This window comes from Trinickia sp. LjRoot230 (assembly GCF_964253315.1).
GTDB lineage: Bacteria > Pseudomonadota > Gammaproteobacteria > Burkholderiales > Burkholderiaceae > Trinickia.
In genome coordinates this window covers 2,863,147-2,881,579 of record NZ_CAXUQX020000001.1, presented here as the reverse complement: position 1 = coordinate 2,881,579, position 18,433 = coordinate 2,863,147, and the positions used below count along the sequence as shown (strand labels likewise).

The following is an 18,433-nucleotide window of genomic DNA, read 5'->3' as shown; positions in this document are numbered from 1 at the left end:
ACAGGCGAACTTTCTTATTGTTCGCGTGGCCTCAATGCCGGCCCCGCCCGTCGCTTTTCCCATCTCACGCGCAACCGGTCCATACACAGATAAACGACCGGCGTCGTGTAAAGCGTCAGCACTTGGCTGACGATGAGCCCGCCCACAATCGAAATACCGAGCGGCGAACGCAACTCCGCGCCTTCGCCTGTGCCGAACGCGAGCGGCAGCGCGCCGAGCAGGGCCGCGCAAGTGGTCATCAGAATCGGGCGGAAGCGCAACGCACAGGCGCGCCGGATTGCCTCGGTCGACGACATGCCCTGGCGCGACGCCTCGATCGCGAAATCGACCATCATGATTGCGTTCTTCTTGACGATGCCGATCAGCAAGATGACGCCGATGAACGCCATGATGGTGAACTCGGTACGAAACAAGATGAGCGCCAACAGCGCGCCGACACCGGCCGACGGCAGCGTGGAGAGAATCGTGATCGGATGGATATAGCTCTCGTAAAGCACCCCGAGCACGATATAGACGGCCGCCAGCGCTGCAAGCGTCAAGAGCGGCAACGTGGTGGTCGATTGTTGGAACGCTTGCGCGGTACCCGAGAAGCTGCCGTGAATCGTTCCCGGCATGCCGATTTGCGCCATCGTTTCGTTGATGGCCTTCGTTGCATCGGAAAGCGACCGGCCCGGCGGCAGGTTGAACGAAATCGTGGACGAGACGAACGAGCCCTGGTGATTGACCGAGAGCGGCGTGTTGCCCGGGCCGAACGAGGCGATGGCCGACAGTGGAATCATCGTCTCGCGTGCGATGGAGACGGCCGAACCGGTTGACGCGCTCGACTTGCCGCTCGCGGCGATCGCGTTATTGGCGAGATTGCGAGCCGCGTCGGTCGCGACCGATGTGGCAGTGCTCGTGCCGGTGCTGGTGTTCGTGCTCGTACGCGCACTGGTCGACGTGGTGACAGTCCCGGCCACCGCGTTGGTCGACTGCGAACCGCCGGCGCTGCCGCCAGCCGTGCTGATGTAGATCTGCTCGAGCATCTCAGGGCTTTGCCAATACCGCGGCGCGACCTCCATCACGACGTGATATTGGTTGAGCGGATTGTAGATCGTCGATACCTGGCGCTGCCCGAACGCGTCGTAAAGCGTGTTGTCGATCTGCGAGGGCGTGATCTTGAAGCGCGCCGCGCTCGCCCGGTCGATCGTCACCATCGATTGAAGCCCGCCTTGCTGCTGATCGGAGTTGACGTCGGCCAGTTCCGGGCGGTGCTTGAGTGCCTCGGTCAGCTTGGGCCCCCATTCGAAGAGATCGGGTGTCGAATCGGCGAGCAGCGTGAACTGATACTGCGCATTCGACATGCGCCCACCCACCCGAATGTCCTGCATCGCCTGCAAGAATGTCTGCGCGCCCGCCACGTGCGAGAGCGGGCCGCGCAACTGCGCGATGACCTGATCGGCCGAGAGCTTGCGCTCGCTTTTCGGTTTCAGCGAAATGAACATGAAGCCCGAGTTCGTCTGCCGGCCACCCGTGAAGCCCGTGGCGGTATCGACGGCCGGGTTCTTTTGCACGATTTCCATCATCTCCGCGAACTTCGTTTTCATCAGCTGAAACGACGTGCTTTGATCGGCCATGATGCCGCCCACCAAGCGGCCCGTGTCTTGCTGCGGGAAAAAGCCCTTCGGCACGACCACGTAGAGATAGACGTTGAGCGTCACCGTGGCGGCGAGCGTGAGCAACACGAGCGTGGGATGCGCGAGCGCCCAGCCGAGCGTGCGCGCGTAGCCGTTCGCAAGCCGCTCGAAGCCGCTTCCGAGTGTGCGCGCCAGGCGCCCCGGCGCCTTTTGCTTGCTCGCAGGACGCAACAGGCGCGAGCACATCATTGGCGTGACCGTCAGCGAGACCGCGAGCGATACACCGATCGCAAGCGAGAGCGTGACGGCGAACTCGCGAAAGATCCGGCCGACGATGCCGCCCATCAGCAGGATCGGCAGGAACACGGCCACGAGCGAGACGCTGATCGACATCACCGTGAAGCCCACTTCGCGCGCCCCGCGATAGGCGGCGCGCATCGGCGGCACGCCCTCCTCGATATGGCGCGAGATGTTTTCGAGCACGACGATCGCGTCGTCGACGACGAAGCCGGTCGCGACGATCAGCGCCATCAGCGAGAGGTTGTCGATCGAATAGCCGAGCAGATACATGGCCGAGAACGTGCCGATAACCGAAATCGGCACGGCGACGCTTGGAATCAGCGTCGCGCGCCAATTTCGCAAAAACAGGAACACGACGGTCACGACGAGCGTCATCGCGATCAGCAGCGTGCGCTCGGTGTCTTTGAGCGAGGCGCGGATCGTCGTCGCGCGGTCGACGACAGGGGTCAAGTCGACAGCGGCCGGCAATGACATCTTCAACTGCGGAATCATGCCGATCACGCGGTCTACCGTCTCGACGATATTGGCTCCTGGCTGCCGGTAAAGAATCACGAGCACCGAGCGCTTGCCGTTCGACAACGCGAGATTGCGCAGATCCTCAACCGAATCGACGACTTGCGCGATGTCCGAGAGTTTGACGGCCGCGCCGTTGCGATAGGCGATGACCAGGTCCTTGTATTGCGCGGCCTTTGTCGCCTGATCGTTGGTGTAAAGCTGGATGGTGTGCGCGCCGAAGTCGATCGAACCTTTGGGGCTGTGCGCGTTGGCCGCCGCCAGCGCCGCGCGCACGTCTTCGAGCCCGATGCCGTAGTGAAAGAGCGCCTGCGGCTCCAGTTCGACGCGCACGGCCGGGTTGGCCGAGCCGCTGACGTCGACTTCGCCCACGCCGTCGACTTGCGACAGCGCCTGTTGCAAGACCGTCGACGCGGCATCGTAGAGCTGCCCCGGCGGCATGGTCGGCGAATTCAGCGCGAGCACGAGAATCGGCGCATCGGACGGGTTGTACTTGTGATAGGTCGGGTTGCTGCGCAGGCTCGTCGGCAAATCGGCGCGTGCCGCGTTGATCGCCGCCTGCACGTCGCGCGCAGCGCCATCGATGTCGCGGTTCAAGCCGAACTGCAGCGTGATGCGCGTATAGCCGAGCGAGCTTTGCGACGTCATTTCGCTGACATCGGCGATTTGCCCGAGATGGCGCTCGAGCGGGCTGGCCACGCTCGTGGCCATCGTGTCCGGGCTCGCCCCCGCCATTTGCGCCATCACGGTGATGGTCGGAAAGTCGATTTGCGGCAGCGGCGCCACCGGCAGCTTGACGAACGCGAAGCATCCCGCCAGCGCGATGCCAATGGCAAGCAGCGTCGTAGCGACAGGGCGGGCGATGAATGGACGCGAGAGGTTCATGAGCGGCTCATTTCATCTGTCTTTAGCTTGCGTCATCGCCGCCGGCACCGGCCGCGCCCGCATCCGCGCCGCGCGCGCCTGCGCCAAAGCGTGCGCGCACGCGCCGCGCGAGCGCATCGAAGCCGAGATAGATCACAGGCGTCGTAAAGAGCGTGAGCAACTGGCTCACGAGCAGCCCGCCCGCGATGGCAATGCCCAGCGGATGGCGCAGCTCCGAGCCGACCCCCGTCCCGAGCATCAGCGGCAGCGCACCGAGCAAGGCCGCCAGCGTGGTCATCAGAATCGGCCTGAAACGCAGCAAGCAAGCTTGATAGATCGCATCGCGCGGTGATTTGCCCTCTTCGCGCTCGGCTTCGAGTGCGAAGTCGATCATCATGATCGCGTTCTTTTTGACGATGCCGATCAGCAGCACGATGCCGATGATGCCGATGATGTCGAGGTCGTGCCCGGAGATCATCAGCGCCAGCAGCGCGCCGACGCCGGCCGAGGGCAGCGTCGACAAAATCGTGATCGGGTGGATGAAGCTCTCGTAAAGCACGCCGAGCACGATATACATCGTGACGATGGCGGCGAGAATCAGAAACAGCTCGTTCGCAAGCGACGCCTGGAATGCGAGCGCCGCGCCTTGAAACCGCGTCTGGAACGATGCCGGCAGCCCGACATCCCGCTCGGCCGCGCGAATGGCGTTGACGGCTGCGCCAAGCGAGGCGCCCGGCGCAAGGTTGAACGAGACGGTCGTGGCCGGAAACTGGCCGAGGTGCGTGATCAGCAATGGCGCTTCGCGCTCGGTGAAGGTGGCAATTGCCGTCAGCGGCACTTGTCCGCCCGAGGCCGTCGACGAGGGCAGGTAGATCGATTTGAGCGAGTCGATATAGTGCTGCATTTGTGGCTCGGCCTCGAGGATCACGCGGTACTGGTTCGACTGCGTGAAGATCGTCGAAATGATGCGCTGGCCGAACGCGTCGTAAAGCGCGTTATCGACGGTGGCCGGTGTGATGCCGAAGCGCGCGGCACTCGCGCGATCGATTTCGACGTAGACCGAGCGGCCGCTTTGTTGCAGATCGGTAGCGACATCGGCAAGTTCCGGCGCGCGCTTCAAGCGCTCGACGAGCTTCGGCACCCAGGTGGCGAACTCGTCCGGGTTCGGGTCCGTGAGCATGAACTGATACTGCGTGGGGCTGACCGTCGAGTCGATCGCCAGATCCTGCACCGGCTGCATGTAGAGCGAGATGTCGGGCACGTTGGACACGGCGGACGAAATGTCGCGGATGATGCTGCTTGCATTGTCGCTACGCTCGCTGGCCGGCTTCAAGTTGATCAGCATGCGCCCGCTGTTGAGCGTCACGTTCGTGCCGTCCACGCCGATGAACGACGTCAGGCTTTCGACATTCGGGTTGCGCAGAATTTCGGTGGCAAGCGCGCGCTGCCGCTCGGCCATCGAGCCGTACGAGACCGATTGCGGCGCTTGCGTGATGGCCTGGATCACGCCCGTATCTTGCACCGGAAAGAAGCCCTTCGGGATAACCACATAGAGCACGCCCGTCAGCACCAGCGTGAGCACCGCCACCACGAGCGTGGCACTTTGCCGTTCGAGCACCCAATCGAGCGCGACGCCGTAGCGCGCGATGACTGCGTCGATTGTCGCGTGGGCCTTCGCCTCGAAGCGATGGCTCGCGAGCGGCGGCGTATGGCGCAAGAATTTGGCGCACATCATCGGCACGAGCGTGAGCGAGACGATGGCCGATATGACGATGGTGACTGCCAGCGTAATGGCGAACTCGTGAAAAAGCCGTCCGACGACATCGCCCATGAAGAGCAGAGGAATCAGGACGGCGATCAACGAGACCGTCAGCGAAATGATCGTGAAGCCGATCTGCTTCGAGCCTTTGAGCGCCGCTTCGAGCGGCGTATCGCCGGCCTCGACATAGCGCGCGATGTTTTCGATCATGACGATGGCGTCGTCGACGACGAAGCCCGTTGCGATCGTCAGCGCCATCAGCGAGAGATTGTCGAGCGAAAACCCGCACAAATACATGACGGCGAGCGTGCCGATCAGCGAGAGGGGCACCGACAAGCTCGGAATAATGGTGGCGTAGACGTTCGCCAAAAAGAGGTACATCACGAGCACGACGAGTGCGACCGAGGCGGCAAGCTCGTACTGTACGTCGCGCACCGAAGCGCGGATGGTCGTGGTTCGATCAGTCACGATGGCCACGTCGAGCGCGGCCGGCAGCGACTGGCGCAACTGCGGCAGGATCGCTTTCACGCTGTCCACTACCTGAATCACGTTCGCGCCCGGCTGCCGCTGCACGTTGAGCAAGATCGCCGGCGTCACGCCCTGCTGCGTGCCCACCCAGGCGCCGAGCCGCGTGTTCTCGGCTCCGTCGACGATTTTCGCGACGTCGGTCAGCATCACGGGGCGGCCGCTCTTATAAGCGACCACCGCGCTTTGGTAGGCGTTCGCGTCGGTAAGCTGATCGTTGGCGTTGATCGCGTAATTGCGTGTCGGGCCGTCGAAGTTGCCCTTGGGCGTATTGACGTTCAGGTTGGCGATCGTCGTGCGCAGGTCGTCGAGATTGAGCCCGTACGACGCGAGCGCACGCGGGTTCGCTTGAATGCGCACCGCTGGCCGCTGGCCGCCCGCGAGGCTCACGAGCCCCACGCCCGCCACCTGCGAAATCTTTTGCGCGAGCCGCGTGTCAGCGATGTTCTGCACGCCGGTGAGCGGCATCGTCTTCGAGGTGATGGCCAGCGTCAGGATCGGCGCATCGGCCGGATTGACCTTGGCGTAGATCGGGGGCGCCGGCAGGTCGGACGGCAGCAGGTTGCCGGCCGCGTTGATGGCGGCCTGCACTTCCTGCTCGGCCACATCGAGCGGCAAGTCGAGGCTGAACTGCAGCGTGATGATCGACGAGCCCGCCGAGCTTTGCGAGGCCATCTGGTTCAGCGACGGCATCTGCCCGAATTGACGCTCGAGCGGCGCCGTAACCGAGGACGTCATGACATCCGGGCTCGCGCCAGGGTAGAACGTTTGCACCTGGATGGTCGGATAGTCGACTTCGGGCAGCGCCGAAATGGGCAGAAAGCGCAGCGCCACGAGGCCGACGAGCAAGATCGCTGCCATCAGGAGCGCCGTGCCGACAGGGCGCAAAATAAAAGCGCGGGATGGGTTCATGCGGTCGGAACGTTATCGCGGCGCGGCCGAGGACGCCGCCTCGGGGGACGATGCCGGGCGGCGCCGATGTGCGCCTGCGGGCGTTGCCGCGACGCCCGAGCCAGCATGTGCGCTGGCCGGCGGCGCCTCGGCCGGAATCGTGATTTTCGCGCCTTCGCGCAAGCGATCGGAGCCGTCGATCACGACCCGCTCGCCGACGGCCAGCCCCGACGCGATGCTCGTGCGTTCGCCGTCGACGGGGCCTATCTTCACGTTGCGCACGGTCACCGTGTTGTCGGGCTTGACGACATAGACGAATTGGCCGGATGCGCCGTTGAGCACCGCCGCGGTTGGCACGATCACGGCGTTTCGAATGGTATCGATCAGCAGCCTTGCGTTGACGAATTGATTCGGAAACAACAGTTGCTCGTCGTTTTGAAAGAGCGCGCGCAGCTTGATGGTGCCGGTTGCTGTGTCGATCTGGTTGTCCACCGTATCGAGATGCCCTCCTTCGAGCGGCGTGGCGTTGTTGCGGTCGTAGGCCGTCGTCGACAGCTTCGCACCCGCGTGCAAGCGCTTCATGATCGCGGGCAGGTTATCTTCCGATGTCGTGAACATGACGCTGATCGGCTGCAGTTGCGTGATGACGACGATGCCGTTGGTGTCTGACGGCGTCACATAGTTGCCTGGGTCGACTTGCCGCAAGCCGACGCGGCCTGACACCGGCGCCGTGATCCGCGCATAGACGAGATCCAGCTTGTAGGTGTCGACGTTGGCCTGATCGGAGCGCACTTGCCCTTCGTATTGCTTGACGAGCGACGCTTGCGTGTCGACCTGCTGGCGTGCGATGGAGTCTTGCGCGAGCAGTGTCCGGTAGCGTTCGAGGTCGAGCCGGGCCGTTTGCAGCAGCGCGGTATCTTTAGCCAACACGCCTTGCGCGTTTTCGAGCGAGATCTGATAAGGTCGCGGGTCGATCTGCGCGAGCAGCTCGCCTTGTTTGACCATCTGCCCCTCGCGAAACGCGACGCTTTGCAAAATGCCCGCCAGTTGCGTCTTGACGGTGACGGTCGCAAGCGGGGTCACTGTGCCGAGCGCGGTCAACACGATCGGCATATCGCCGTGCACCGCTGTTGCCACATGCACCGGCTGCGGCATGTTGGCCGCTGCCCGCCCTGCGCCGCGATGGCTGCCCGGCACCCCGCTGGCCGCTGCCGGTCCCTTGCTGGAAGGGCTCGGCCGGCTCCATGGGTGCCACCAGGCAAGCACGAGCGCGACGACGAGCAGTACGGCGGCCGCCACGCCCACGCGGCGCCGCCGTGCCCGGGGCGGCGCTTGGCGGGCGGGTTCGGCGTTCGGATGCGGTTCGGGCGAATCGGGTTTATTTTCTTGTTCGGCCATCGGTATTGAGCAAAGCGTTGTAAAGCGAAAGACGTCTTGCGCAAAAAAGAGCGCGAGCCGATGCGCGAAACGAGACCAGCCGCATTGCGGCATAGCGTAGCGTAGTAGCGTGGCGTCGCTCGCGCAGGCGAAAATGGGCGCGAAGGCGCCACGGCGGATGAATGATGCTACGTTGCGTGCTCGTTGATCGTCCAGTTGTGTATTTTTCACCCGATTACCGTCGTTACACCTCGACCGATCGGCTAACGAAAGCAAACGTGCAGCTTAGGGCCTGTAATTAGCGTGAACAGGCCCTAAGACAACCGGGGCTCCCGTCAATCGTGCAGCCGCAACCGGGGAGAGCCGCCGATCTCGCGCACGATTTTCTCGACGCATGCGATGAGCGCAGGCGCCGCATGCTCGATCAGCCATTCGCGCGGGCACAAATGGGCGGCGCCGCCGCAGTTCACAGCGTAGCGCTCGCCCGATGGGGCGACAAAGCCGGCCGCAATGGCGTTGAGGCCTTCGTACCATTCGCCGGTGGCAATCGCGTAACCGTTGGCGCGCGTATCGGCGAGCGCATTCGCAAGACGCGCGTGCAGATGTGGCCAATCGTCGCCCGTGGCCACGCGCAACCCTGCTTCGACGGCTTGTCGTTCCGCGTCGGCGAGCACGGCGAGATAGGCGCGCCCCACGGCGGTGCGGGTCAGATCCATGCGCGAGCCGATTTCGAGCCTCGAAACAAGGACGGCCGAGCTCGGACGGATTGTTTCGATGACCACCATCTCGAGCCGGTCGCGCGTCGCGAGGTGCACCGACAGCGAGGTTCGCTCCGCCAGTTCGACGAGAAACGGCCGCGCGCGACCCCGAATGTCGAAATTACGCAGGAAGCCGTTCGACAGTTCGAGCACGGACGCCGTCAGCACGAAGCGCTCGCTATCCGGCAACTGAAACAGGAAGCCGGCGCTCACGAGCGTGGCGGTAATGCGCGAGACGCTCGGCTTTGGGATGCCCGTCAGTTCGGCTAATTCCCGATTGCTGACCGGCGCATCGGCCATCGCCACGCGCCGCAGGACGGTCAGGCCGCGAGCGAGGGCGGCAACTTCCTCCGGCGAGCTGTCTTTTTGAGACGCCGTGCGCTCCGGTATGGGTTTTGACGTGAAGTTAGCCACAATCGTCTTCCGATGATATTTTTCGAAACTTTATTTCATGTTTCGATTTCATAGCTTGCAAGTGCGCATATCGTTTGCCATTTAACCGGTAAAAAATACGCCATATGGATGATGTAATCGTTTTCCATTAGGGGTTACCTGTCAATAATTCGGAAATAATTATCTTGACTTCGTCGTCCGAAAGAGAAAAAATGGAACCTCATTTCGGAACGAGGTAGCCGAGGCATCGCCCGGTTCGGTCCGCAATACCGTCTCTCAGGTTCTAGCACGGCCCTCGGAATGGCTAGAACTTATTTGTGGCGCCACGGTCTCCGTGGCGCCCTTTTTTTTGCGCCCGGTAAATGCATCGGCCCGAGGCTGGGGGCTACGATCCGACGCGCCACGGCGTCTTTCCCATCGCTCGCGCGGCACTGATGGCCAGCATCGCGGCGGAAACACCGTTGAAGACGAACAACCCGCTCGGCCCGATGACGCTCATCAATAGCGACGCAACAACGGGTCCCACCATTCCGCCAAAAGAAAACATCAGTAAAAGCGTTGCTGTGATGGCGACGCGGTGATGCGGCTCGGTCCGGTCGTTGACGTGGGAGACGATGAGTCCATATTGCGTGAAGGTAACGGCCACGTACGCCAGTGTTGCGACCCACACGAAACTTCGCGCGTGAAAGACCGCGAGTGCGGCGCTCAGGCAGGTTGAAATCAATGCGATGTGATAGACCAATCGCCGCCGGTCGATCGTGTCGGAAAGGCGACCCATTGGCCATTGCGGTAACAACGCACCAAAGAGGGCTGTGCCCATCAGTGCCGACAGATCAGCCGTTGAAAAGCCCGTGCGGGCGAGATAAACCGGGGTCATCGAATAAAAGCAGCTATAGAGAAAGCCTGCAAGAACGCATCCCGGGATCGCAAGCGGTGTGGATGCCTTCATGGCCTGGACGCCTTCCCACCACGTTCGGGAAGGCATTCGGTCGAGCGCGGCATCGGAGACCCTGAGCGGCCACCCTTCGAGCAGCGTCACGGGCAATATCGCGGCAGTGAACAGTGCGGCCACGATGGATAACTGTGCGTTGCCGGAGGCGTCACCGGCGTTGAGCAAGAATTGGCCCGAGCCGACGGCGAGATAGTTGATCGCGGCATATGAGCCGAAGACCCGGCCGCGCCGCTCGTTTCGGACCACGCCATTCAGCCAGCTTTCGATCGACGTATATAAGCCCATGAAAGCGAAGCCCGTCATGAACCGTATCAGCGCGAGCGCCGATAGTGACTCGAAGCGGCCGAAGGCCAGCGCGAGAATGGCGACGACCGACGAGAACGCGACGAACGTTCGATGCTGTCCGATACGGTCGATGAGCCGGCGGTTGAAGACGGCGCCGAATATGAACCCCGCGTAGTAGCAGGATTGAATCATGCCGACGGCAAATGTCGTGGCGCCGGCATTGAGCATACGCAGTGGTATCAGTGTTTGAAACAACCCATTGCCGACGATCAACAGCGCATAGCCCCCAAGCAGGCCGGCTAACGCCTGATATTCGCTGGGCGCCGGCACGCCTGTCGAGACGGCCATGTCGGACGCCGCAGCGGGCGTTTTTCTTCCGAGGAGCGCCGCCTCCGATAGTGGGCCGGTGCGCGCGTTGTCCGAACTCGCCGGTTCCGCTGGTTCCGCTGGTTCATCAGCGGCGTGGCTTTTCAGCGCGGACGCTTCATCGGTTTCTGACATCACATTTTCTGAATCAAGGCGGCAATATCGTTGTCATCCTTGTGCAAAGGATCATTCGACGGTGCGTGCAATTGGTTTGGATAACGGCATTTTGTGAAGATGGTACCGGTCACCGATCGTGCCGTGAACGTCCTTTTGCCGTTCCGCTATGACCGTCGTTGATGGTGCGGCGCACCATGAGGCTGTTTTCGACAACCCCTCGCGTGAGCTCGCGGCGGTTTTTTCGCAGTTCTGCTATCGTCGCGCATCATGCAACCTATCCTCACTATCACCCAACTGTCGAAGACCTACGCTTCGGGCTTCGTGGCGCTTAAAAACGTCAGCCTGGAAGTGCAGCGCGGCGAGATTTTCGCGCTGCTCGGGCCGAATGGCGCCGGCAAAACGACGCTGATCGGCATTGTCTGCGGCATCGTCAACGCCACCGGCGGCACCGTCGTCGTGGACGGCCACGATATCGTGCGCGACTACCGCCGCGCACGACAGATGATCGGCCTCGTGCCGCAGGAACTGACGACCAACGCGTTCGAGTCGGTCTGGGACACGGTCTCCTTCACCCGCGGGCTGTACGGCAAGCCGGCCAACCCGGCGCACATCGAGCTGGTGCTGCGCGCGTTGTCGCTCTGGGACAAAAAGGACAGCCGCATCATGACGCTGTCGGGCGGCATGAAACGGCGCGTGCTGATCGCCAAGGCGCTCGCGCACGAGCCCACGCTGCTGTTTCTCGACGAACCGACTGCCGGCGTCGACGTCGAGCTGCGGCGCGACATGTGGCAACTGATGCGCGGGCTCAAGGAAAAGGGCGTCACGATCATCCTCACCACGCACTATATCGACGAGGCCGAGGAGATGGCCGATCGCATCGGTGTCATCAATCGCGGCGAAATCATCCTTGTCGAAGAGAAAGCGCATTTGCTGCGCAAGCTCGGCAAAAAGCAACTGACGCTCGATCTCGATGCACCGCTCACGGCCGTGCCGCCCGCGCTGGCGGATTACGGGCTCGAACTCTCGCGCAATGGTTGCGCGCTCACCTATACCTACGACGACACGCAATCCGAGCGGGCCGGCATTGTCCGGCTGCTCGGCGCCTTGGCCGATGCGCAGATTCGCTTCAAGGATCTGCAGACATCGCAAAGCTCGCTCGAAGACATCTTCGTCGACCTCGTCCGGGAGACTTCATGAATTTTTACGCAATCCGCGCGATTTACCTCTTCGAGATGGCGCGGACCTGGCGCACGTTGATGCAAAGCATCATTTCGCCCGTCATTTCCACCTCGCTGTACTTCGTGGTCTTTGGCGCGGCGATCGGCTCGCGCATCCGCGAGATCGACGGCATCAGCTACGGCGCGTTTATCGTGCCGGGCCTCGTCATGCTCTCGCTGCTGACGCAAAGCATCACGAACGCGTCGTTCGGCATCTACTTCCCGAAGTTCACGGGCACCGTCTACGAGTTGCTCGCGGCGCCTGTCTCCTATTTCGAACTGGTGATTAGCTTCGTCGGCGCCGCGGCGACGAAGTCGATCATGCTCGGGCTCATCATCATGGCGACCGCGGCGTTGTTCGTGCCGCTCAGAATCGAACATCCAGCCTGGATGCTGCTTTTTCTGGTGCTGACGGCGATCACCTTTAGCCTGTTCGGTTTTATCATCGGCATCTGGGCGGACGGTTTCGAAAAGCTGCAAGTGATACCGTTGTTGATCGTGACACCGCTCACATTTCTCGGGGGCAGTTTTTACTCAATCGGCATTTTGCCCCCGCTTTGGCGCACGATTGCACTCGCCAATCCAGTCGTCTATCTGATCAGCGGGTTTCGCTGGAGCTTCTACGGTGTGGCCGACGTCCATGTCGGCGTGAGCATTGCGATGACAGCGGTGTTTCTCGCGGTATTCATGGCGATCATCGCGTGGATCTTCAAGACCGGCTATCGGCTCAAGAACTGACCCGTGTGGCCCGTACGGCGCTTTGTCATTTGGCCAAACGTCGACATAATGCTCGAATTGCCAAGCGCAACGGCGTTCGGCTCGCGACCCCATTTCATCGAGCATGAGACTGACGACCAAAGGGCTGTTGCTGATTGCAATCCCGACACTGTTCGAACTCGTGCTGCTGTCGGGGCTCGTCAAGGCGCAGGCCAATGCCGAGCAGGCGGAGCAATGGGCGCTCCACGGCAAGGACGTACTGCGTCAGACGAACGCCATCCTCGAGCCTGTGTTGATCGAGGCGGTTCGGATGCGCGGTGCCGTGCTCCGGAACGATCGCACATCGGTCACGCCGGTGTCGCTTTGGATCGCGCTCGATCGTAATATCGACAGACTGGTCGATCTGATTGCCGACAATCCGATGCAAGTCGAGCGCGCGGCGCGAATTCGGCAGACGGTGCAGGCGTATCGCCAGTGGTCGGATCGCGTGCAGGATTTATTGCGCAACGGCCGCACCGACGACGTGCTGCAGCGGTTCAAGAGTCAGTCGAACGTCGACGTGATCGATCGGTTTCGCGCGCAAGTGTCGGTTTTTCAGGCCGAGGAACTCAGGCTCGACTCGCGTCGCTCGGAGGAGGCCGCCGCGGCGCTCGCTCAGCAGCAACGGCTGACGACGGTGGCGGTCGTCGGCTCCTTGGTGCTTGCCGTGCTGGCCATGTTTCTGTTCACGCGCGGCTTGCGCGGGCGTGTGGCGCAGCTTTCGGACAATGCCTCGCGGCTGGCCGAGAACGCGCCGCTCGGGCTCCCGGCCCCGGGCGACGACGAAATGGCCCACCTCGATGCGATCTTGCACGAGACGAGCCGCCGTCTGCGTGAATCCGAACGGCTGCAAGCGCGTGGCCAGCATGACCTCTCGCGCCGCGCCGAAGAACTCGCCCGCACGAACGAGACGCTGCATCAGCAGACGCAGGAAAACGAAATGTTCATCTACAGCGTGTCGCATGACCTGCGCGCGCCGCTCGTCAATCTGCAAGGCTTTTCGAAGGAACTCACGCACGCGTGCGACGACCTGCGCGTGGCCGTGGGGGCGTCGTCGCTCGCACCCGCCGAACGCGCGCGGGTCGAGCGGCTCATCGACGAGGATATCGGCGAGGCGCTGCGCTTCTTGCAAAGCGCGGTGCTGCGCGCCGCGCATATCATCGATTCGCTGCTGCGCCTCTCGCGTGTGGGACGGGTGGAATATCGCCGCCAGGTGGTCGATGTCGCGGCGCTCGTGCGCCATGTGCTCGATGCGATGCAGGCGTCGATCAAGGCGTGCGGTGTCGAGATGATGGTCGAGGACCTGCCTGGCGTCTGGGGAGACCCGACTGCGCTTGAGCAGATCTTCGCCAATTTGATCGGAAATGCGGTGAACTACCTCGACTCCACGCGTGTGGGGCGCATCAAGATCGGTGTGCTGCCGGCGCCCGCCGGCGAGCATACGTTGCGCATTTTTTATGTGAAGGACAATGGCCTAGGGATACCGGCGGTCGCGATGCCGCGTCTTTTCAATGCTTTTCAGCGGCTGCATGGCAATGTCGCGACAGGCGAAGGTATCGGGCTTGCGCTGGTGCGCCGCATGGTCGAGCGCCACGGCGGACGCGTGTGGGCCGAATCGCAGGAAGGCGAGGGCACGACGTTTTATTTATCGCTACCGGAGGCGACCGAGCAGGTTGCCGCTTGATTTACGAGGGTTCCACCATGCATAACGCACAAGGACCAGCAACGGGGCAGTCAGTCAGCATCATCCTGATCGAGGACGATGACGGCCATGCCACGCTAATCGAACGCAATCTGCGCCGCGCGGGCCTCACCAACGGCTTCACGCGTTTATCGGACGGCCAGGAGGCGCTCGATTTTTTCTTTGGCGAATCCGCGCCTTTCATGCGCGATCCGACGCCGGCCTCCGTCATCCTGCTCGATCTGAAAATGCCGCGCATCGACGGTCTGGAAGTGCTGCGACGGCTCAAAGCCGACAAGCGCACGGCTTCGCTGCCGGTCATCGTGCTGACGACGACCGATGATCCGCGCGAAATCGAGCGCTGCTATGAGCTTGGCTGTAACGTCTATGTGACGAAGCCGGTGGAATACGACGCGTTCATCGAGGCCGTGCGTCGGCTCGGCTTCTTCTTGCAGGTGGTGAAGCTGCCGGCGTGCGGGCGATGAATTCGCAGGTGCTGTTCGTCGATGACGATGCGGGGCTGCTGCACCTCGCGGCGCGCTCGCTCGGGCGTGCGGGCTACCGTGTCAGCACCGCGTCGACCACGGCGGCCGCGCGCGTTGAAATGGCGCACGCGTTGCCCGATGTGCTGATCGTCGACTACGCGCTCGGCGGCCCTGAAAACGGCCTCGAGTTCCTGCGCGCGCTGCGTGCGGACGGGCTCGTGTTACCGGCCATTCTCTGCACGGGTTTTGCCGATGAAGCGCGCGTCATCGAGGCGCTGCGCTCGGGTGTGGCCGATGTCGTGCCAAAAAGCGAAAACTATCTGGCATATTTGCCCGAAGCCATTGAACGCGTGCTGCGCGAGCGGCGCATCGAACGCGAACTGGTCGAGGCGCAGCGCTCGCACGAGCGCGAAGCGCATTTTCGCGCGCTGGCCGAGGAACGCGAGGCGCTGCTCGCCTCCGAACGGGCCGCGCGTGCCGAAGCCGAGCGGGTCTCGCGTATGAAGGACGAGTTCGTGGCCACGCTCTCGCACGAGTTGCGCACGCCGCTCAACGCGATCGTCGGCTGGACGCAGTTTCTGCTGCGCGACACGAGCGCATCCGAATCGATCCGCAAGGGGCTCGAAGTCATCGATCGCAATGCGCGCGCGCAAACCCGCATGGTCGACGATCTGCTCGACTTTTCGCGCATCCTCGCCGGCAAGCTGAGGCTCGATGCCGAGCGCGTCGATCTCGTCGATATCGTCGAATACGTGATTCGCTCCGTGAGCCCCGCGGCGCTGGCAAAAGAGATCGTCATCGAGCCGGCGCTCGAGCCCGGTGGCGTGATCCTGGCCGATCCGTCCCGGTTGCAGCAAATCGTCTGGAATCTGCTTGCGAACGCTGTCAAGTTCACGGGCAAGGGCGGCACCGTCACGGTTGCATTGCGCCGCGGCAGCGCCGACGTCGAGTTGACCGTCGCCGATAACGGGCAGGGCATCAAGCCGGACTTCCTGCCGCACGTGTTCGAACGCTTTTGCCAGGAAGATGGCGGCATTGCGCGCCAACATGGCGGACTGGGCCTGGGGCTCTCGATTGCTCGCCAACTCGTCGAAATGCACGGCGGACATATCGAGGCACGCAGCGAAGGCTCCGGCAAAGGCGCCGCGTTTATCGTGCGATTGCCGGCCATGGTCGGGGCTGCGGCGTTGCCATCCACCTCGCCCGACGAGCCGCTTGTGCAGGTCCTGCCGCCTGCGCTCGCCGGCTTGCATGTGGTCATCGTCGAGGACGAGCCCGATGCGCGCGAACTCGTGCGCAGCGTGCTCGAAGAGCGTGGCGCCACGGCGCGCGTGTTCGGGAATGCGTTCGAGGCGCTCGAATCATGCATGAGCCTGCCGCCCGACGTGATCGTCAGCGACATCGGCATGCCGGGCGTGGACGGCTACGAGTTCATTCGACGGCTACGCACGTTCGAAGCGGCGCATGGCCGCGCGACGCCGGCCGCCGCGCTGAGCGCATTCGCGCGCAGCGAGGATCGTCGCCGCGCGCTGCTGGCCGGTTTCCAAACACACCTGGCCAAACCCGTTGACCCGCTCGAACTCGTGGTGGTGGTGGCGGCGCTGGCCGGGCGCACCGCCACGTTTGCGCGCTAAAGGCCGCGGCCACGTCTCAAAGCTTAAAGTTCGATGCGCGTGCCGAGCAGAACGAGAAACTGGCGCAGCCATTCGGGATGGGCGGGCCACGCCGGAGCGGTCACGAACGGCGCATCGGTGACGGCTGCGTCGACCGGGATGTCCGCATATTCGCCGCCGGCCATACGCACTTCGGGGGCGCAGGCCGGATAAGCCGAAATCCGCTTGCCGCGAATTACATCGGCCGCTGCCAGCAGTTGCGCGGCGTGGCAAATGGCGGCGATCGGTTTGTTTGCTTCGGCGAAGGTCCGCACGAGCGCGATCACCTTGGCGTTCAGTCGCAAATATTCGGGCGCACGGCCGCCTGCGATGGCCAGTGCATCGTATCGGCTGGCGTCGATATCGTCGAAGGTCGCATTGAGCGCGAACTGATGGCCGGGCTTTTCGGTGTAGGTCTGATCGCCCTCGAAGTCATGAATGGCCGTCTTCACCTTTTCGCCGGCCTTCTTGCCGGGGCACACCGCATCGACCGTATGGCCGATGGCCTGCAGTGCCTGGAACGGCACCATCGTTTCGTAGTCCTCAGCGAAATCGCCAGTCAAAAAAAGAATTTTTTTTGCTGCCATGTCCTTCTCCTGTATCAGGGACGCACGGTTGAACGGTTCAGGCAGTGTACTCCCGATGTTTGACGAATCAGAGACGAACGAACGCTTGTGCCTCGTCCGAAATGTAATTACACTGGTTACACATTGGGGCAGACGCCTAGCCTATCGAAACATCGAAACAAGGAATGAACACAAGCAGTCGTTTTGCCTACGCCGTCCATATCCTGGCATTGTTGTCGCTGCAAGAGGGCGTGCCGCTTTCGTCGGAAATCATCGCGGGCAGCGTCAATACGAATCCCGCGTTGATCAGGCGGTTGTTGTCGATGCTGGCCGCAGCGGGCTTGACGAGCGCTCAGCTCGGCGCGGGTGGCGGGGCATTGCTCGCTCGGGAGCCGAAGGCCATTGCGCTGGTCGATGTCTATCGCGCCGTTGACGATGGGCAACTCTTCGGTTTGCATCGCGATACACCCAACCCGGCCTGCGTGGTCGGGCGGCATATTCAGGCAGTGCTGGAGGAAGTCGTCGATGATGCTGCGCGCGCGATGGAGGCGTCATTGGGTTCCCGTTCGCTTGCCGATGTGACCGACGGCGTACTGAGGGCCGAGCGCCAGCGTTCGCGCAAGCCCCGCAAAGGATGAGGCGATAAGCAGGCGTTTTTTTGCAGTTATATGTAACTATTATGGTTACAAAAATCGGAGAAATTCAAATGCAAACAGTTTTAAAAATCGCGCTTTTTGGCGCAACCGGCATGATCGGTTCGCGCATTGCAGCAGAAGCCGCGGCGCGCGGTCATCGGGTCAGCGCGTTCGCGCGCCGTCCTGAACGTATCGAAAGTGCGGCGAACGTCGTGGCCCACTCGGGCGATATTTTCGACGAAACGGCGATGGCAGCAGCGGTCGCCGGGCACGATGTCATCGCCAGTGCCTACGCGCCGCCGCACGATGACGCAGCGAAAGTGATCGATGCATCGCGTGCACTGGTGGCCATCGCGCGCGCGGCGGGCGTGAAGCGGCTGGTGGTCGTGGGCGGGGCCGGTTCGCTTGAAGTGGCGCCGGGCAAGCAACTCGTCGATACCGAAGGGTTTCCCGCCGCATACAAGGCTTATGCGCTCGCGCATCGCGACGCACTCGGGTTTTATCGCACGGTAACCGACCTCGATTGGACGTTCTTTGCGCCGGCCGCGATGATCTCGCCCGGGACGAAGACGGGCCAGTTTCGCACCGGTGCGGACACGTTGATTACCGACGCGAGCGGCAACAGCGCGATTTCAGCGGAAGACTACGCGGTTGCGTTTGTCGACGAACTCGAAGCCGGGCGGTTCGTGCACCGGGTTGCGACGGTGGCTTACTGAACGGCGGCC

General features: G+C 62.6%; 13 protein-coding genes. 7 read left to right on the top strand and 6 right to left on the bottom strand.

Translation table 11 applies throughout. The features are described 5' to 3' along the window. Positions 1-14: 14 nt before the first annotated feature. The 5 genes from ACSQ20_RS13055 to ACSQ20_RS13035 all read right to left on the bottom strand — a co-directional run bounded on the left by ACSQ20_RS13055 (position 15) and on the right by ACSQ20_RS13035 (position 10,734). Positions 15-3,314 carry an efflux RND transporter permease subunit gene (locus tag ACSQ20_RS13055; protein ID WP_436020562.1) on the bottom strand — a complete coding sequence of 1,100 codons (3,300 nt, stop codon included), beginning with the start codon at positions 3,312-3,314 and terminating at the stop codon, positions 15-17. 22 nt (positions 3,315-3,336) lie between these two features. Continuing rightward, entirely contained in the window at positions 3,337-6,489 is a 3,153-nt protein-coding gene (locus ACSQ20_RS13050) for an MdtB/MuxB family multidrug efflux RND transporter permease subunit (RefSeq protein ID WP_436020560.1), read from the bottom strand. Between the two features lie 12 nt (positions 6,490-6,501). Then, positions 6,502-7,866, bottom strand: coding sequence for an MdtA/MuxA family multidrug efflux RND transporter periplasmic adaptor subunit (locus tag ACSQ20_RS13045; protein ID WP_436020558.1), 1,365 nt, complete (start codon positions 7,864-7,866; stop codon positions 6,502-6,504). 314 nt (positions 7,867-8,180) lie between these two features. Next, the gene (locus tag ACSQ20_RS13040; protein ID WP_436020556.1) at positions 8,181-9,017 is read right to left on the bottom strand and encodes an IclR family transcriptional regulator; all 837 of its coding nucleotides are present in this window, start codon (positions 9,015-9,017) and stop codon (positions 8,181-8,183) included. 364 nt (positions 9,018-9,381) lie between these two features. Continuing rightward, the gene (locus ACSQ20_RS13035; RefSeq protein ID WP_436020554.1) at positions 9,382-10,734 is read right to left on the bottom strand and encodes an MFS transporter; all 1,353 of its coding nucleotides are present in this window, start codon (positions 10,732-10,734) and stop codon (positions 9,382-9,384) included. A 249-nt stretch (positions 10,735-10,983) separates the two neighbouring features. On the opposite strand from ACSQ20_RS13035, the gene ACSQ20_RS13030 reads away from it, so the two are divergent. From ACSQ20_RS13030 to ACSQ20_RS13010, 5 genes are all read left to right on the top strand, one after another. Further along, positions 10,984-11,913, top strand: a complete 930-nt coding sequence (locus ACSQ20_RS13030; protein WP_436020552.1) for an ABC transporter ATP-binding protein — start codon at positions 10,984-10,986, stop codon at positions 11,911-11,913. Further along, positions 11,910-12,671, top strand: coding sequence for an ABC transporter permease (locus ACSQ20_RS13025; protein ID WP_436020550.1), 762 nt, complete (start codon positions 11,910-11,912; stop codon positions 12,669-12,671). Before ACSQ20_RS13030 ends, ACSQ20_RS13025 begins: the two co-directional genes overlap by 4 nt. Positions 12,672-12,774: 103 nt before the next feature. Further along, the gene (locus tag ACSQ20_RS13020; RefSeq protein ID WP_436020548.1) at positions 12,775-14,373 is read left to right on the top strand and encodes a sensor histidine kinase; all 1,599 of its coding nucleotides are present in this window, start codon (positions 12,775-12,777) and stop codon (positions 14,371-14,373) included. A 17-nt stretch (positions 14,374-14,390) separates the two neighbouring features. Then, positions 14,391-14,855, top strand: a complete 465-nt coding sequence (locus ACSQ20_RS13015; protein WP_436020546.1) for a response regulator — start codon at positions 14,391-14,393, stop codon at positions 14,853-14,855. Further along, positions 14,852-16,489: a response regulator gene (locus ACSQ20_RS13010; RefSeq protein WP_436020544.1), complete on the top strand. Its 1,638-nt coding sequence runs from the start codon at positions 14,852-14,854 to the stop codon at positions 16,487-16,489. The genes ACSQ20_RS13015 and ACSQ20_RS13010 overlap by 4 nt, the downstream gene beginning before the upstream one ends. Before the next feature lie 23 nt (positions 16,490-16,512). On the opposite strand, the gene ACSQ20_RS13005 is transcribed toward ACSQ20_RS13010, so the two are convergent. Then, positions 16,513-17,094 (bottom strand): DJ-1/PfpI family protein, encoded by a 582-nt coding sequence (locus tag ACSQ20_RS13005; RefSeq protein WP_436020542.1) that lies wholly within the window; start codon positions 17,092-17,094, stop codon positions 16,513-16,515. A gap of 164 nt (positions 17,095-17,258) precedes the next feature. On the opposite strand from ACSQ20_RS13005, the gene ACSQ20_RS13000 reads away from it, so the two are divergent. Both ACSQ20_RS13000 and ACSQ20_RS12995 read left to right on the top strand, forming a co-directional pair. Beyond that, positions 17,259-17,711 carry an Rrf2 family transcriptional regulator gene (locus tag ACSQ20_RS13000; RefSeq protein ID WP_436020540.1) on the top strand — a complete coding sequence of 151 codons (453 nt, stop codon included), beginning with the start codon at positions 17,259-17,261 and terminating at the stop codon, positions 17,709-17,711. A gap of 68 nt (positions 17,712-17,779) precedes the next feature. After that, the gene (locus ACSQ20_RS12995; protein ID WP_436020538.1) at positions 17,780-18,424 is read left to right on the top strand and encodes an NAD(P)-dependent oxidoreductase; all 645 of its coding nucleotides are present in this window, start codon (positions 17,780-17,782) and stop codon (positions 18,422-18,424) included. Positions 18,425-18,433 lie beyond the last annotated feature (9 nt).

Bases quoted from the DNA above. Each gene is read 5' to 3' on its own strand.
- ACSQ20_RS13055 (WP_436020562.1), bottom strand. From the start codon at position 3,314: ATGAACCTCTCGCGTCCATTCATCGCCCGCCCTGTCGCTACGACGCTG.
- ACSQ20_RS13050 (WP_436020560.1), bottom strand. From the start codon at position 6,489: ATGAACCCATCCCGCGCTTTTATTTTGCGCCCTGTCGGCACGGCGCTC.
- ACSQ20_RS13045 (WP_436020558.1), bottom strand. From the start codon at position 7,866: ATGGCCGAACAAGAAAATAAACCCGATTCGCCCGAACCGCATCCGAAC.
- ACSQ20_RS13035 (WP_436020554.1), bottom strand. From the start codon at position 10,734: ATGTCAGAAACCGATGAAGCGTCCGCGCTGAAAAGCCACGCCGCTGAT.
- ACSQ20_RS13030 (WP_436020552.1), top strand. From the start codon at position 10,984: ATGCAACCTATCCTCACTATCACCCAACTGTCGAAGACCTACGCTTCG.
- ACSQ20_RS13025 (WP_436020550.1), top strand. From the start codon at position 11,910: ATGAATTTTTACGCAATCCGCGCGATTTACCTCTTCGAGATGGCGCGG.
- ACSQ20_RS13020 (WP_436020548.1), top strand. From the start codon at position 12,775: ATGAGACTGACGACCAAAGGGCTGTTGCTGATTGCAATCCCGACACTG.
- ACSQ20_RS13015 (WP_436020546.1), top strand. From the start codon at position 14,391: ATGCATAACGCACAAGGACCAGCAACGGGGCAGTCAGTCAGCATCATC.
- ACSQ20_RS13010 (WP_436020544.1), top strand. From the start codon at position 14,852: ATGAATTCGCAGGTGCTGTTCGTCGATGACGATGCGGGGCTGCTGCAC.
- ACSQ20_RS13005 (WP_436020542.1), bottom strand. From the start codon at position 17,094: ATGGCAGCAAAAAAAATTCTTTTTTTGACTGGCGATTTCGCTGAGGAC.
- ACSQ20_RS13000 (WP_436020540.1), top strand. From the start codon at position 17,259: ATGAACACAAGCAGTCGTTTTGCCTACGCCGTCCATATCCTGGCATTG.
- ACSQ20_RS12995 (WP_436020538.1), top strand. From the start codon at position 17,780: ATGCAAACAGTTTTAAAAATCGCGCTTTTTGGCGCAACCGGCATGATC.